This window comes from Paraburkholderia sp. UCT2 (assembly GCF_014397665.1).
GTDB lineage: Bacteria > Pseudomonadota > Gammaproteobacteria > Burkholderiales > Burkholderiaceae > Paraburkholderia > Paraburkholderia tuberum.
Genome location: NZ_VZQO01000002.1, coordinates 1 through 14,224, shown reverse-complemented (window position 1 = coordinate 14,224; position 14,224 = coordinate 1). Strand labels below are relative to the sequence as shown.

At 63.3% G+C, this 14,224-nt stretch carries 12 protein-coding genes and 1 pseudogene; 10 read left to right on the top strand and 3 right to left on the bottom strand.

What is annotated here, in order from left to right; genetic code table 11:
* Positions 1-18 precede the first annotated feature (18 nt).
* A complete protein-coding gene (locus F6X39_RS01790) occupies positions 19-807 on the top strand; it encodes a TrmH family RNA methyltransferase (protein WP_184022645.1) in 789 nt (262 codons plus the stop codon).
* A gap of 58 nt (positions 808-865) precedes the next feature.
* On the opposite strand, the gene F6X39_RS01785 is transcribed toward F6X39_RS01790, so the two are convergent.
* Positions 866-1,681, bottom strand: coding sequence for a pyruvate, water dikinase regulatory protein (locus F6X39_RS01785; protein ID WP_090800570.1), 816 nt, complete (start codon positions 1,679-1,681; stop codon positions 866-868).
* Between the two features lie 515 nt (positions 1,682-2,196).
* Here F6X39_RS01785 and ppsA point away from each other — a divergent pair.
* From ppsA to F6X39_RS01770, 3 genes are all read left to right on the top strand, one after another.
* Positions 2,197-4,599: a phosphoenolpyruvate synthase gene (gene ppsA, locus F6X39_RS01780; RefSeq protein WP_187615356.1), complete on the top strand. Its 2,403-nt coding sequence runs from the start codon at positions 2,197-2,199 to the stop codon at positions 4,597-4,599.
* Positions 4,600-4,717: 118 nt separating this feature from the next.
* Positions 4,718-5,173, top strand: a complete 456-nt coding sequence (locus F6X39_RS01775) for an NfeD family protein (protein ID WP_187615354.1) — start codon at positions 4,718-4,720, stop codon at positions 5,171-5,173.
* An 87-nt stretch (positions 5,174-5,260) separates the two neighbouring features.
* Positions 5,261-6,208: an SPFH domain-containing protein gene (locus F6X39_RS01770; RefSeq protein WP_187615352.1), complete on the top strand. Its 948-nt coding sequence runs from the start codon at positions 5,261-5,263 to the stop codon at positions 6,206-6,208.
* Between the two features lie 100 nt (positions 6,209-6,308).
* Here F6X39_RS01770 and smpB read toward each other — a convergent pair whose 3' ends face one another.
* Entirely contained in the window at positions 6,309-6,755 is a 447-nt protein-coding gene (gene smpB / locus F6X39_RS01765; protein WP_013089686.1) for an SsrA-binding protein SmpB, read from the bottom strand.
* Positions 6,756-6,855: 100 nt separating this feature from the next.
* Between smpB and F6X39_RS01760 the strand changes: the two genes are divergently transcribed.
* Together F6X39_RS01760 and F6X39_RS01755 are read left to right on the top strand one after the other, a co-directional pair.
* Entirely contained in the window at positions 6,856-7,293 is a 438-nt protein-coding gene (locus F6X39_RS01760; protein WP_018417666.1) for a type II toxin-antitoxin system RatA family toxin, read from the top strand.
* Entirely contained in the window at positions 7,290-7,622 is a 333-nt protein-coding gene (locus F6X39_RS01755; protein ID WP_090800565.1) for an RnfH family protein, read from the top strand. Before F6X39_RS01760 ends, F6X39_RS01755 begins: the two co-directional genes overlap by 4 nt.
* Before the next feature lie 69 nt (positions 7,623-7,691).
* On the opposite strand, the gene F6X39_RS01750 is transcribed toward F6X39_RS01755, so the two are convergent.
* A complete protein-coding gene (locus F6X39_RS01750) occupies positions 7,692-8,678 on the bottom strand; it encodes a DMT family transporter (RefSeq protein WP_187615350.1) in 987 nt (328 codons plus the stop codon).
* A 317-nt stretch (positions 8,679-8,995) separates the two neighbouring features.
* Here F6X39_RS01750 and guaB point away from each other — a divergent pair, with 317 nt between their 5' ends.
* The 4 genes and pseudogenes from guaB to F6X39_RS01730 all read left to right on the top strand — a co-directional run.
* Positions 8,996-10,456 carry an IMP dehydrogenase gene (guaB, locus tag F6X39_RS01745; RefSeq protein ID WP_187615349.1) on the top strand — a complete coding sequence of 487 codons (1,461 nt, stop codon included), beginning with the start codon at positions 8,996-8,998 and terminating at the stop codon, positions 10,454-10,456.
* Between the two features lie 6 nt (positions 10,457-10,462).
* Complete coding sequence (locus F6X39_RS01740; RefSeq protein ID WP_187615347.1) at positions 10,463-11,206, top strand: hypothetical protein; 744 nt, start codon at positions 10,463-10,465, stop codon at positions 11,204-11,206.
* Between the two features lie 215 nt (positions 11,207-11,421).
* Positions 11,422-13,005 carry a glutamine-hydrolyzing GMP synthase gene (gene guaA / locus F6X39_RS01735; protein ID WP_187615346.1) on the top strand — a complete coding sequence of 528 codons (1,584 nt, stop codon included), beginning with the start codon at positions 11,422-11,424 and terminating at the stop codon, positions 13,003-13,005.
* A gap of 222 nt (positions 13,006-13,227) precedes the next feature.
* A pseudogene (locus F6X39_RS01730) lies at positions 13,228-14,109 on the top strand (tyrosine-type recombinase/integrase); the annotation flags it as partial.
* Positions 14,110-14,224: the final 115 nt, after the last annotated feature.

The following is a 14,224-nucleotide window of genomic DNA, read 5'->3' as shown; positions in this document are numbered from 1 at the left end:
TCACCGCCTTCGCTGCCTGTGAAAGCCATTACCTCGCGGGACAATCCACTCTACAAGCGCCTGAAGGCACTGGCCGGCTCGACACATCAACAGCGCCGCAGCGGCCACGCGCTGCTCGAGGGCTTCCATCTCGCGAGCACGTATCTCGACGTCGCAGGTCAGCCGGAGCTATGCGTCGTCACCGACGGCGCGTTGCGTCACGACGAAGCGCAGGCGATCGTGTCACGGATCGACGAGCATCGGCTCGTGACGCTGCCGGATGCATTGTTCGGGCAGTTGTCGAATGTCGTGCATGGGGTCGGGATTCTGCTGCTCGTCGAGAAGCTCGACGCACCGCTGCCCGAGCGCGTCGAGCAAAACTGTCTCGTGCTCGATGGCGTGCAGGACGCGGGCAACGTCGGCTCGATTCTGCGCAGCGCAGCGGCTGCGGGTATCGAGCACGTGTTCTGCGCGCCGGGCACCGCATACGCGTGGTCGTCGAAGGTGCTGCGTTCCGGGATGGGCGCGCACTTCCTGTTGCAGATGCATGAGGATGTCGAAGCGCGTGCGCTGATCGAACGGCTCGCGGTACCGATCGTCATCACCGATTCGCACGGTGCCGAAGCGATCTATGACAGCGACCTGAGCAGGCCGCTCGCGTGGGTGTTCGGCAACGAAGGGGCGGGCGTGTCGCAGGCGTGGCGCGATGCCGTATCGTTGCGGGTGACGATTCCGCAGCCCGGCGGTATGGAGTCGCTGAACGTGGCGGCCGCGGCGGCGGTCTGCGTGTTCGAGCAGTGCCGGCAGCAGCGCGGGCGCAAAAAGTAGACTTGAGTGGCGTTGCGAGGGCTCTGGCCCGGCAACGCAACGCCTGCTCGGCCATCCCTCAATACGACGGCCGATCCAGCTTGATCTCCTGCAGGATCGTCGTCGCGATTTCCTCGATCGACTTGTGCGTCGACGACAGCCACTTGATCCCCTCGCGCCGCATCATCGTTTCGGCTTCGTTGATCTCATAGCGGCAGTTTTCCGGCGCCGCATACTTGCTGCCCGGCCGCCGCTCGTTACGGATCTCCGACAGCCGCTGCGGATCGATCGACAAGCCGAACATCTTCTGTCGATGCTCGCGTAGCGGCGTCGGCAGCTTGCCGCGTTCGAAATCTTCGGGAATCAGCGGATAGTTCGCCGCTTTCACGCCGTACTGCATCGCCAGGTAAAGGCTCGTCGGCGTCTTGCCGCTGCGCGACACGCCGACGAGGATCACGTCGGCGTCTGCGAGATTGCGATTCGATTGACCGTCGTCGTGCGCGAGCGAGAAATTGATCGCCTCGATCCGGTTCTTGTACTCCTCGGTGTCCGCGTTCTGGTGGCCGCGGCCCATCGCGTGGCTCGACTTCAGTTCCAGTTCCTGCTCGAGCGGCTCGACGAAGGTCTGGAACATGTCGAGCACGAGCGCGTTCGAACCCTTCACGATCTGATTCGACGAGCTATCGACGAGCGTGGTGAACACGATCGGTCGACGGCCGTCCTGCACGACCGCTTCGTTGATCTTTTCGAGCGTTGCGTAGGCCTTCTCGGTCGAGTCGACGAATGGCACGCGGACCAGGCGGAATTTCTGGTCGAACTGGGAGAGGATCGAATGCGCGAAGGTTTCGGCAGTAATCCCGGTACCGTCTGAGACGATGAATACGGTGGGCGGCATCAGAGGAGCTGTGAACGTGAAAGGCAAATGAGCCGGAAAGCGCGAGCGCGACAACGCGCTCGAATCAAACCGCGCGGCGGCGGGCGCGCCACGCTCGTGTCCCGCGCGGGCGGTCCCGCAAAAGCCCGCTGGCTCGCTCGGCGCGCGATTCGAGGCGCAATTCTCGACCGACTGCCACATTTCAGGAGTCGGCACGGTAGAATAGCGGCAACCTGTTGGATAAGCAATTGCAGGCGATTGGCCGCTAACTTGCCGCGAACGGTCGTTCAACGTCACGTTATCTAATGTCAATATGCGTTGAACGCAACAGATCGAGCGGTAAGTCCGCTCAACCGCGTTCTGCGGTGCGTTCGCCTCGTGCTCCACGGCCGGCGCGCCATGCAACGCATCTCTGCCGTCCAGGCGATTGCTTATCTAACAGGTTGTGCAAGACACGGGGTCGAGGCTTCCAATGGGCTGCCCGTGTTCAAGCCCACTTGCACAGCCGTGAATTTCTTTCACACTTAGGGGCTTGTATGACTAACGCAGTTACCGTCGCAAAGGACAAGGCGTATGTAGTTCCGTTCGAGCAGTTGCGGATGACCGACGTGGAGATCGTCGGCGGCAAGAACGCGTCGCTGGGCGAGATGATCAGCCAGCTCGCCGAAGCCGGCGTGCGCGTGCCGACCGGCTTCGCGACCACCGCGCTCGCGTTCCGTGACTTCCTGCAGCACAACGATCTGACCGAGCGCATCGCCAAACGTCTCGAGACGCTCGACGTCGACGACGTGAAGGCGCTTGCCGAAGCGGGCAAGGAGATCCGTCAATGGATCGTCGACGCGCCGCTGCAGCCGCAGCTCGAGGCTGACATTCGCGCGGGGTTCGACACGCTGCAACAGAGCTCGCCCGAGGAGCTGTCGTTTGCCGTGCGTTCATCCGCGACCGCGGAAGACCTGCCGGACGCATCGTTCGCCGGTCAGCAGGAAAGCTACCTGAACGTGGTCGGCATCGACGACGTGCTCGATCGCATGAAGCACGTGTTCGCGTCGCTGTATAACGACCGCGCCATCTCCTATCGCGTCCACAAGGGCTTCACGCATGCTGAAGTCGCGTTGTCGGCGGGCGTGCAGCGCATGGTGCGTTCGGACGTCGGCGCCGCGGGCGTGATGTTCACGCTGGACACCGAATCGGGCTTCAAGGACGCCGTCTTCATCACGTCGAGCTATGGCCTCGGCGAAACCGTCGTGCAGGGCGCGGTGAATCCGGACGAGTTCTACGTGTTCAAGACCACGCTCGCGCAGGGCAAGTACCCGATCATTCGCCGCTCGATCGGCTCGAAGCTGATCAAGATGGAGTTCACGAAGCCGGGCGAGCCGGGCCGCGTGAAGACCGTCGACGTCGCGCACGAACAGCGCAACCGCTTCTCGATCACCGACGAAGACGTGATCGAGCTCGCGAAGTACGCGGTGATCATCGAGAAGCACTATCAGCGTCCGATGGACATCGAGTGGGGCAAGGACGGCCGCGACGGCAAGATTTTCATCCTGCAGGCGCGTCCGGAAACGGTGAAGAGCCAGGGCGGCGGCAAGGCCGAGCAGCGCTTCAAGCTGAAGGGCCAGTCGGCCGTGCTGGCAACGGGTCGCGCGATCGGTCAGAAGATCGGCGCGGGTCCGGTGCGCGTGATCCACGACCCGTCGGAGATGGACCGCGTGCAGCCGGGCGACGTGCTCGTCGCCGACATGACCGACCCGAACTGGGAGCCGGTCATGAAGCGGGCGTCGGCGATCGTCACGAACCGTGGCGGCCGCACCTGCCATGCGGCGATCATCGCGCGTGAGCTGGGCGTGCCGGCCGTGGTCGGCTGCGGCGACGCGACCGACGTGCTGAAGGACGGCGCGCTCGTCACCGTGTCATGTGCGGAAGGCGACGAAGGCAAGATCTACGACGGCCTGCTCGAAACCGAAGTCACCGAAGTGCAGCGCGGCGAACTGCCGCCGATTCCGGTGAAGATCATGATGAACGTCGGCAATCCGCAGCTCGCCTTCGAATTCTCGCAACTGCCGAACGCAGGTGTGGGTCTCGCGCGGCTCGAGTTCATCATCAACAACAACATCGGCGTGCACCCGAAGGCGATCCTCGAGTACCCGAACGTCGATCAGGACCTGAAGAAGGCGGTCGAAAGCGTCGCGCGCGGTCACGCCTCGCCGCGCGCGTTCTACGTCGACAAGCTGACCGAAGGCATCGCGACGATCGCGGCGGCGTTCTATCCGAAGCCCGTCATCGTGCGTCTGTCGGACTTCAAGTCGAACGAGTACAAGAAGCTGATCGGTGGTTCGCGCTACGAGCCGGACGAGGAAAACCCGATGCTGGGTTTCCGCGGCGCGTCGCGCTATATCGCGGAAGACTTCGCCGAGGCGTTCCAGATGGAATGCGTCGCGCTGAAGAAGGTGCGTGAAGAGATGGGCCTCGACAACGTCGAGATCATGGTGCCGTTCGTGCGTACGCTGAAGCAGGCGGAGCGCGTGGTCGGGCTGCTCGCGAAGTTCGGCCTGAAGCGCGGCGAGAAGGGCCTGCGTCTGATCATGATGTGCGAAGTGCCGACGAACGCGATCCTCGCGGAAGAGTTCCTGCAGTACTTCGACGGATTCTCGATCGGCTCGAACGATCTCACGCAGCTCACGCTCGGCCTCGACCGCGACTCGGGCATGGAGCTGCTCGCGGTCGATTTCGACGAGCGTGATCCAGCGGTCAAGTTCCTGCTCAAGCGCGCGATCGAAACCTGTCTGCGTCTCGACAAGTACGTCGGTATCTGCGGCCAGGGGCCGTCGGATCATCCGGACTTCGCGCAATGGCTGACTGACGAAGGCATCAAGTCGATCTCGCTCAACCCCGACACGATCATCGATACGTGGCAGCAGCTGGCAAAGGCGAAGCAGTAACTCGCGAGGTATCGAATGCCGCTTTCGCAGGCGGCATTCGGCACGCGTTAAAGGCACGTGCGCTTCGTGCTATAAACACCCCGGTAGAACCGGGGTGTTTTGCTTTGTGGAGGTCGACGTGGCGCCTGGTGGACTGTTCTGGTGGATCGGGGCGGGTGTGCTTGTCGTGCTGGAACTGATGAGCGGCACCTTCTATCTGTTGATGATCGCGTTCGGCTTCGTCGCGGCCGCGCTTGCGCGCATTGCCGGCGCCGGGACCGATCTGCAATTCGTAGTGGCGGCGCTGGTTGCGCTCGCGGCGGTCGTGGTGCTCAGACGCTCGCGCTTCGGCCGTCGTAGGCGCGAGCAGGCGTCGCGCAATCCGGATGTCAATCTGGATATCGGGCAGACGCTGAACGTGCCGGCCTGGCAGGGGCGCAAAGCACGCGCGACCTATCGCGGCGCGGCATGGGACATCGAGCTGGCCGCGGGCGAACCCGAAGACGCGCAGGTCTACGAGATCAGGGAGTTGCGGGGCAGTTGCCTCGTCGTCGTCGCGAGCCGGCAGCCGAAGGCGCGCGCGAGCGCGACCTGACGATCTGAGCGCCGGCCGCCCAAGCTGAAAACGCAGGCCCGACCAACCTGCGCACAACTATTCGAAGCAGAATCGGAGGGTAGCGATATGGATTCAACCATCGTTGGGGCAGTGCTGCTGATCGTCGTGATCGTGCTCGCGTCGCAGACCATCAAGATCGTGCCGCAGCAACATGCGTGGGTGCTCGAGCGCCTCGGCCGTTATCACGCGACGCTGACGCCGGGTCTGAGCTTCGCGTTCCCGTTCGCCGACCGGGTCGCGTACAAGCACGTGCTGAAGGAAATTCCTCTCGAAGTGCCGAGCCAGGTCTGTATTACGCGCGACAACACGCAACTGCAGGTCGACGGTGTGCTGTATTTCCAGGTCACCGATCCGATGAAGGCATCGTACGGATCGAGCAACTTCGTGTTCGCGATCACGCAGTTGTCGCAGACCACGCTGCGCTCGGTCATCGGCAAGCTGGAGCTGGACCGGACCTTCGAGGAGCGCGATTTCATCAATCACAGCATCGTGTCCGCGCTGGACGAGGCGGCCGCGAACTGGGGCGTAAAAGTGCTGCGCTACGAGATCAAGGACCTGACGCCGCCAAAGGAAATCCTTCACGCGATGCAGGCGCAGATCACCGCCGAGCGCGAGAAACGCGCGCTGATCGCGGCATCGGAAGGGCGCAAGCAGGAGCAGATCAATATCGCGTCGGGCGGCCGCGAGGCGGCGATCCAGAAGTCCGAGGGCGAGCGTCAGGCAGCGATCAATCAGGCGCAGGGGCAGGCCGCGGCGATTCTGGCGGTGGCCGAGGCGAACGCGCAGGCGATCCAGAAGATCGCGGCGGCGATCCAGCTGAACGGCGGCATGGACGCGGTGAATCTGAAGGTGGCCGAACAGTACGTGAACGCGTTCTCGAACCTGGCCAGGCAGGGCACGACACTGATCGTGCCGGGCGACATGTCGAACATGAGTTCGATGATTGCGTCGGCGCTGACCATCGTGAACAGGAGCAAGGCGGCAGCGGAGCCGCCGCGCGGCGACTTGCGCTGACGAACGGGCAATGCATGCGCAATGAGTGCGTGACGTAAAAGCAAATGGCCCGCACATCGATGCGCGGGCCATTTTTGCATGAGCCGGAAATGAATCGCGTTCAGGTCGGTGAGCGCATCAAGCGCGCCTTCTCGCGCTCCCAGTCGCGCTTCTTCTCGGTCTCGCGCTTGTCGTGCATCTTCTTGCCCTTCGCGAGACCGATCTCGCATTTGACGCGACCGTTCTTGTAGTGAAAATTCAGCGGCACGAGCGTGTAGCCGCGCTGCTCGACCTTGCCGATCAGCTTGCTGATCTCCTCGCTATGCAGCAGCAGCTTGCGCGTGCGCACCGGGTCGGGATGGATGTGCGTCGACGCTTCGGGCAGCGGGCTGATGTGCGTGCCGATCAGGAACAGCTCGCCGTTGCGGATCACCACGTAGCCTTCCTTGATCTGGCCGCGCCCGGCGCGCAACGCCTTGACCTCCCATCCTTCGAGCACGAGGCCTGCCTCATAGCGTTCCTCGACCGAGTAGTCGTAGAAGGCTTTTCTGTTGTCTATGATGCTCATGAATGGAAAGTGCCCAACTCGTTTAAAATCACGATTTTAGCAAAGCGGGGCAAGGAAAGCCCGCGGCGCTCGTCCACCGTTGCCACGCGCTGTTCAATTTATGGCAGATGTCCAGAAAACCGTTTTGATTCGCCACTCGGCGGAGCAGATGTTCGACCTCGTCACCGACGTCGACGATTACCCCAAGTTCCTGCCATGGTGCGGGGGCATCGAAATTCGTCACCGGGACGACACCAGCATGGAGGCGAGGATCGATATCAACTTCAAGGGCATCAAGCAGCATTTCGCCACGCGCAACTCGATGGAGCGCCCCACGCGCATCGACATGGAATTCGCCGACGGTCCGTTTCGCAAGTTCACCGGTTTCTGGCGCTTCACGCCGCTGCGCGCCGATGCGTGCAAGATCGAATTCGCGCTGCACTACGAGTTCACCAGCATCCTGCTCGAGAAGATCATCGGGCCGGTGTTCAATCACATCGCCAATACCTTCGTCGAATCTTTCGTGAAGCGCGCCAACCAGCGCTATGGTCAGTCATGAGCGCGCGGCTAACGGTCGAGGTCTGCTATGCGCTCGCTGCCGAGCAGGCGTTGATTGCGGTCGAGTTGCCCGCGGGCGCGACGCTGCAACAGGCGATCGGCGCAAGCGGGATTCTGCAGCGCTTTCCGTCGATCGATCTGAACACGCAGAAGGTGGGCGTGTTCGGCAAGCTCAAACCGCTCGATACCGTGCTGGCGGACCATGATCGCGTCGAGATTTACCGGCCGTTGCTGGTGGATCCGAAGGTGTCGCGCCAACGCCGCGTCGAAAAGACACGCAAGGCGGGGTCGATCGAGGGGCGGCGTTGGTTGAACAAGGATTCGCGCTAGGCGGCGCTAGTTGGGGGGCGGCGGACTTTTTCGCGCGCCGCCCGTCTTGCATCATCGCGTCACATCACCTCAAGGCGCCGCCGTCTGCGCCTTATCGTTCATACCCTCGATGCGCGCCGCAACCGACGAATCGTCGTCCGAATGCCGGCGCACCGACCACCAGACCCCCGCCACCAGCAGCAGGATCGCCGCGAGTTCGAGCGGGCGCGGCAGGCGCTCGTCGTAAATGAACGCGTAAAGCAGCGCGAACAGCGTCTCGAACACGATCATCTGGCCGGACAGCGTTAGCGGCAGCCGTTTTGCCGCGGCATTCCACAGGCCGTTGCCGAGCCACGACGCGCCGATCGCGAGTGCGAGGTTGAGCAGCCAGAACGTGTGCCAGCGCGGGTCGGCCAACTCACCCTGCGGGCCGCCCGACGGCAGCACCGCGACCACGAACCACAACGCGCCGCCGAGCGCGCCAGTCACGACGCCCCACAGCACCGACCACTCATTGCCGCTGAAATGTGTCTGACGCTGCAGGTAACGGGCGTTCTCGACCGCGAACCAGGTCCAGCAGATGAGCGCGCCCACCGCGCAGGCCACGCCGAGCAGGCGCGTCGCGATGCTCACCGGCGCCGCGCCGGCCACCGTAAAGACGTCGATATTGATGCAGACGATGCCCGCCATCACGGTCGCGAGCGGCCATGCGAGGCGCGCGAGCGGCACCGCGCCGTGATCGCGCCGGCCGACCAGCGTGACCGTGACCGGCAGCACGCCGACGATCAGCGAGGCCGGCGCGATTCCGATCAGGTGCACGGCGGCCGTCAGCAGCAGGTAATAGACGATATTGCCGGCCAGCGCGAGCTTGACGAGCGCGATCAGATCCTCGCGGCTCAGCCGTTTGGCGAGCGAACGCGCGATCGGCAGCGCCGCGGCGAGCGACACGACGCCGTACATCGAGTAGCGGCCGGCGACGAGCAGGAGCGGGGAGAAGTCGGGCAGCACCCGCGGCACCAGAAACACCATGCCCCACAAGGCTCCGGCCATGACGCCATATACGACACCGCGCTGCATCGACTGCCTCTGCTGGATAAACTGGAATGGCCGGCAGAATAGCGGTTTTGCGAGCAGGGCGTCTTGTTCGATCCTGCATTCGGACCGCTCGACCGCCGCTCGACAGGGTACGTGCCGCGAAAATGCCGCCGGCTCTGCCCCGATTTCGCCTGCGAACGCGCAATCGAAACCCGTTCGAACCCGACGCGAACAGACAAGCGAAATCGACGCATGCCGGGGCGGCAAAAAATCGTCTGAAATTCGCTAAGCTGCTGTTCGCGCAGTGAAAACCGGGGTGGTATCGCGTATAATTCGCTTTTGCGCCTATAGGATTTGCCATGCGTCTGATCCAAACAGCACTCACATTCGATGACGTGCTTCTCGTCCCGGCCTTCTCCGATGTTCTGCCGCGCGACACCAGCCTCAAGACCCGGCTGACCCGCAACATCTCCGTCAACATGCCGCTCGTGTCCGCCGCGATGGACACGGTCACCGAAGCACGTCTGGCAATCGCCATGGCGCAAATGGGCGGCGTCGGCATCATCCACAAGAACCTAACGCCGGCCGAGCAGGCGCGTGAAGTCGCGAAGGTCAAGCGTTTCGAGTCGGGCGTCGTGCGCGATCCGATCACCGTGCCGCCGCATATGAAAGTGCGCGACGTGATCGCACTGTCGCGCCAGCATGGCATTTCGGGCTTCCCGGTCGTCGAGGGCTCGCAGCTCGTCGGCATCGTGACGAATCGTGACCTGCGCTTCGAAGAGCGTCTGGACGAGCCGGTGCGCAACATCATGACGCCGCGCGAGCGCCTCGTCACCGTCAAGGAAGGCACGCCGCTCGCCGAAGCGAAGGCGCTGATGCACAGCCACCGCCTCGAGCGCGTGCTGGTCATCAACGACGCATTCGAACTGCGCGGCCTGATGACCGTCAAGGACATCACCAAGCAGACCGAGCACCCGGATGCATGCAAGGACGAGCACGGCAAGCTGCGCGCGGGCGCGGCGGTCGGCGTCGGCGCGGACAACGAAGAGCGCGTCGAGCTGCTCGTGCAGGCCGGCGTCGACGTGATCGTCGTCGATACCGCGCATGGCCACAGCAAGGGCGTGCTGGAGCGCGTCAAGTGGGTCAAGCAGAACTTCCCGCATGTCGAGGTGATCGGCGGCAACATCGCAACCGCCGCGGCCGCCAGGGCGCTCGTCGAATACGGCGCGGACGGCGTCAAGGTCGGTATCGGCCCGGGCTCCATCTGCACGACGCGAATCGTCGCAGGCGTCGGCGTGCCGCAGGTCACCGCTATCTCCAACGTGTCCGAAGCGCTGAACGGCACCGGCGTGCCGGTCATCGCCGACGGCGGCGTGCGCTTCTCGGGCGACGTCAGCAAGGCGCTCGCGGCGGGCGCCAGCGCGGTCATGATGGGCAGCATGTTCGCCGGTACCGAGGAGTCGCCGGGCGAGGTATTCCTGTACCAGGGCCGCCAGTACAAGTCGTACCGTGGCATGGGCTCGGTCGGCGCCATGAAGGACGGCGCGGCGGACCGCTACTTCCAGGACAACTCGGCCAACATCGACAAGCTGGTGCCGGAAGGCATCGAAGGTCGCGTCGCGTACAAGGGTTCGGTCAACGCGATCCTGTTCCAGCTGATCGGCGGCGTGCGCGCGAGCATGGGCTACTGCGGCTGCCGCACCATCGCCGAAATGAACGAGAAGGCCGAGTTCGTGCAGATCACCGGTGCGGGCCTGCGCGAGTCGCATGTGCACGATGTGCAAATCACCAAGGAAGCGCCCAACTACCACGTGGACTAAACGCCCATGAAGCCACTGCTGCGCGTTGTACTGATCCTCGATGCGTTGTTGCTGCTGGCGTTCGGCCTGCTGTTCGTGCTGACGCCGTGGACCTCGCTGTACGACGCGTTGCAACTGGTGCCAACGGAGCCGATGCTGGTCGGCCAGGCGTTCGGCGTCGCGCTGATCGGGCTCGCGTGGCTCGCGGTGCATGCGTCGTTCGACGGGGCGCTGACCTCGACGGTCGCGAAGGTCGTCGGTCATGTGCACTGGCTGATCGGCGTGCTGATGCTGGTCTGGCTGCTGGGGCTGCATACGCCGTCGCTGACCGGTTTCGGCCAGATGGTGGCGGTGCTGGCCGGTGTCGTGCTGATGGTGATCGGGCTCGGCGGCGTGCGACTGTCGGGTGCGGTGCGGCGGCGCGAGAAGGGGATCGTGGTCAAGCCCTCGTCGAGCAAGGCCGACAGTCGTGCCGATAAGCGTGCCGCAAAAGAAGCCGAAAAGGATGCCGCACGGCAGCGTGAACCCGAACGCGACGACGCGCGCGAGCCACGTGCCTCAGCGGGCTTTCCGGTCTATCACGCCGAGCCGGTGCCAGAGCCCGTCGTGCCGGTCACGCGGCCGGCCAATCCGGCTGCCGCGGCTTCCGTTGCCACTACCGCGCCGCTTCATCCGGCCGCAAGCGAGCCCGGCCAGAGCGAGTCCGAACGCGCCGCGCGCGACACCAGCAACGACGTGCCCGGCGCACCCCGCCCGCCGTTTCATGGTTGAAGCGCCGCGCGCGAGGCCGTTTGCCGAAGCTACCGGATTTCGTTCGCGCGCATCGCAGGCGGCGAGTTCCGTGGTTGGCCGCGCCCTTGTGCTTCATCGTAATGTTGGCTGTCCGCGCCGCGCCAAGACCGTCGCCGCGCGGACCGCTTTGAATTCGACGCCGCGCCTCGCGCGCGGCATTCCGTATCCGCTCACTTCTGATTCCGTCCGCTGCCATGCATGACAAGATCCTGATTCTCGACTTCGGTTCGCAAGTCACCCAACTGATTGCACGTCGCGTTCGCGAAGCCAACGTGTATTCGGAAATCCATCCGTACGACGTCGACGCGTCGTTCATCCGCGACTTCGCGCCGAAGGGCGTGATTCTGTCGGGCGGCCCGAGCTCGGTCACCGAGGAAGACACGCCGCGCGTGCCGCAAGCCGTGTTCGAACTCGGCGTGCCGGTGCTCGGCATCTGCTACGGCATGCAGGCGATGGCGCAGCAGCTCGGCGGCAAGGTCGACATCGGTCATCTGCGCGAATTCGGCTACGCCGAAGTGCGCGCGCGCAACCATACGAGCCTGCTCGAAGGCATCAGCGACTTCACCACGTCCGAAGGCCACGGCATGCTGAAGGTATGGATGAGCCACGGCGACAAGGTGCTGGAGATGCCGCCGGGTTTCGCGCTGATGGCATCGACGGAATCGTGCCCGATCGCCGCGATGGCCGACGAGCAGCGCCGCTTCTATGGTCTGCAATGGCATCCGGAAGTCACGCACACGGTGCAGGGCCGCGCGATGCTCGAGCGCTTCGTGCTGCAGATCTGCGGCGCGAAGGCCGATTGGGAAATGGGCCACTACATCGACGAAGCCGTCGCGAAGATTCGCGAGCAGGTCGGTAACGAGCACGTCATTCTGGGCTTGTCGGGCGGCGTGGATTCGTCGGTGGCGGCGGCGCTGCTGCACCGCGCGATCGGCGATCAACTGACCTGCGTGTTCGTCGACCATGGCCTGCTGCGCCTGAACGAAGCCGAGCAGGTGATGGCGCTGTTCGCCGATCACCTTGGCGTGAAGGTGATTCACGTCGACGCGAGCGAAGCATTCCTCGGCAAGCTCGCCGGCGTGACCGATCCTGAAGCGAAGCGCAAGATCATCGGCGCGGAGTTCGTCGAAGTGTTCCAGGCCGAAGCCGGCAAGCTGACCGACGCGAAGTGGCTGGCACAAGGCACGATCTATCCGGACGTGATCGAATCGGCGGGCAAGGGCAAGAAGGCCGCGCAAACCATCAAGAGCCACCACAACGTCGGTGGTCTGCCGGAGACGCTGAACCTGAAGCTGCTCGAACCGCTGCGCGAGCTGTTCAAGGACGAAGTGCGCGAGCTTGGCGTGAAGCTCGGTCTGCCGCACTCGATGGTGTATCGCCATCCGTTCCCGGGTCCGGGTCTGGGCGTGCGGATCCTCGGCGAAGTGAAGCGCGATTTCGCGGACCTGCTGCGCCGCGCGGACGCGATTTTCATCGAGACGCTGCGCGACACGATCGACAAGGAAACCGGCAAGTCGTGGTACGACCTGACGAGCCAGGCATTCGCGGTGTTCCTGCCGGTCAAGAGCGTCGGCGTGATGGGCGACGGGCGCACCTACGAGTACGTCGTCGCGTTGCGCGCGGTGCAGACGCTCGACTTCATGACCGCGCATTGGGCGCATCTGCCGCATGAACTGCTTGGGCATGTGTCGAACCGGATCATCAACGAAGTGCGCGGGATCAACCGGGTCGTCTACGACATCTCGGGGAAGCCGCCTGCGACGATCGAGTGGGAATAATTTAGACTGCTCCCAAGTCGTTCCGAGAGTTCCGGTTTTTAGTGTTTTTACGTTAAAAAACAGTGGGTTACTGTCCGCGATGATCCGCTGTGATCCGGACAGTGCCAGGAGGAAATGTCGGTATCGCTGACGGTATCGCGATTTCCCCCTCGGACGGCCTTATCCGATACCGTCACGTCGGTTTGACGGTATCGGCTGACGGTATACGTTCGAGGAGTTCTTATGCTCACAGACATGCAGTTGCGAGCGTTGAAGCCCGCTGAGAAAATCTACAAGATCGCCGATCAGCAGGGGCTATATGCGGCGGTGATGCCGTCGGGTGCGGTGAGCTTCCGGTACGACTACCGAGTGAACGGTCGCCGTGAAACCTTGGTTATTGGCCGGTACGATCCATCACTGTCTGCACGAAAGCCGCGGAAGCCGGACGAACTCGGATTTGGGATGGCGATCAGCCTCCCGGAAGCCAGGCTACTGCGTGACCACGCCTACGGGGCGATCCAGCGTGGGCACAGTCCATCACGTGCGAAAGTCGAGAAACGGGTCGAAGCGGCCGAGGCGATGACATTTGGAAAATGGGCGGAGAAATACTTTGCGGAGACCGCCCTTGCGGATTCCACGCGTTCGATGCGTAAATCGGTGTATGAACGCAATCTCGCGTCCGAATTCGGTCGGCTGAAATTGGAAGAGATCACGCCCGTGCGACTGATGGCGCGCTGCGAGAAAATCAAGGAGCGCGGGGCGGCTGCTCAAGCGGTTCACGCGCGGGAAATCGTGCTGCAGGTCTTCCGATTCGTTGAAGCTCGGGGTATTAAGGTAGACAATCCGGCGGCAGCTATCCGTCCAAGCGCCATAGCGACGCTTAAGGCACGCGATAGGGCGCTGAGTCCGGAGGAGATTTACATCTTCTTTAACGCGTTGGATCTGACGCCAACGACGCCGACGTTGCGGCTTGCCATCAAATTTGTGCTGCTGACGTTGGTGCGCAAATCTGAATTCATCGATGCCACGTGGGATGAGGTGAATTTCGAGACCGCAACTTGGACTATCCCGAAAGAGCGCATGAAGGCCAGGCGCCCTCATCACGTATACCTACTAACCAGTGCATAAATAAGCGAACATAAATCGACGCCATGGTCTAAGCTTTAAAGGGCTTAGGGAGAGGCGAGATGCGCGAGGACGACGGCCGGCAGCTTTCACATGCAACGCTTGAAGAGATCCG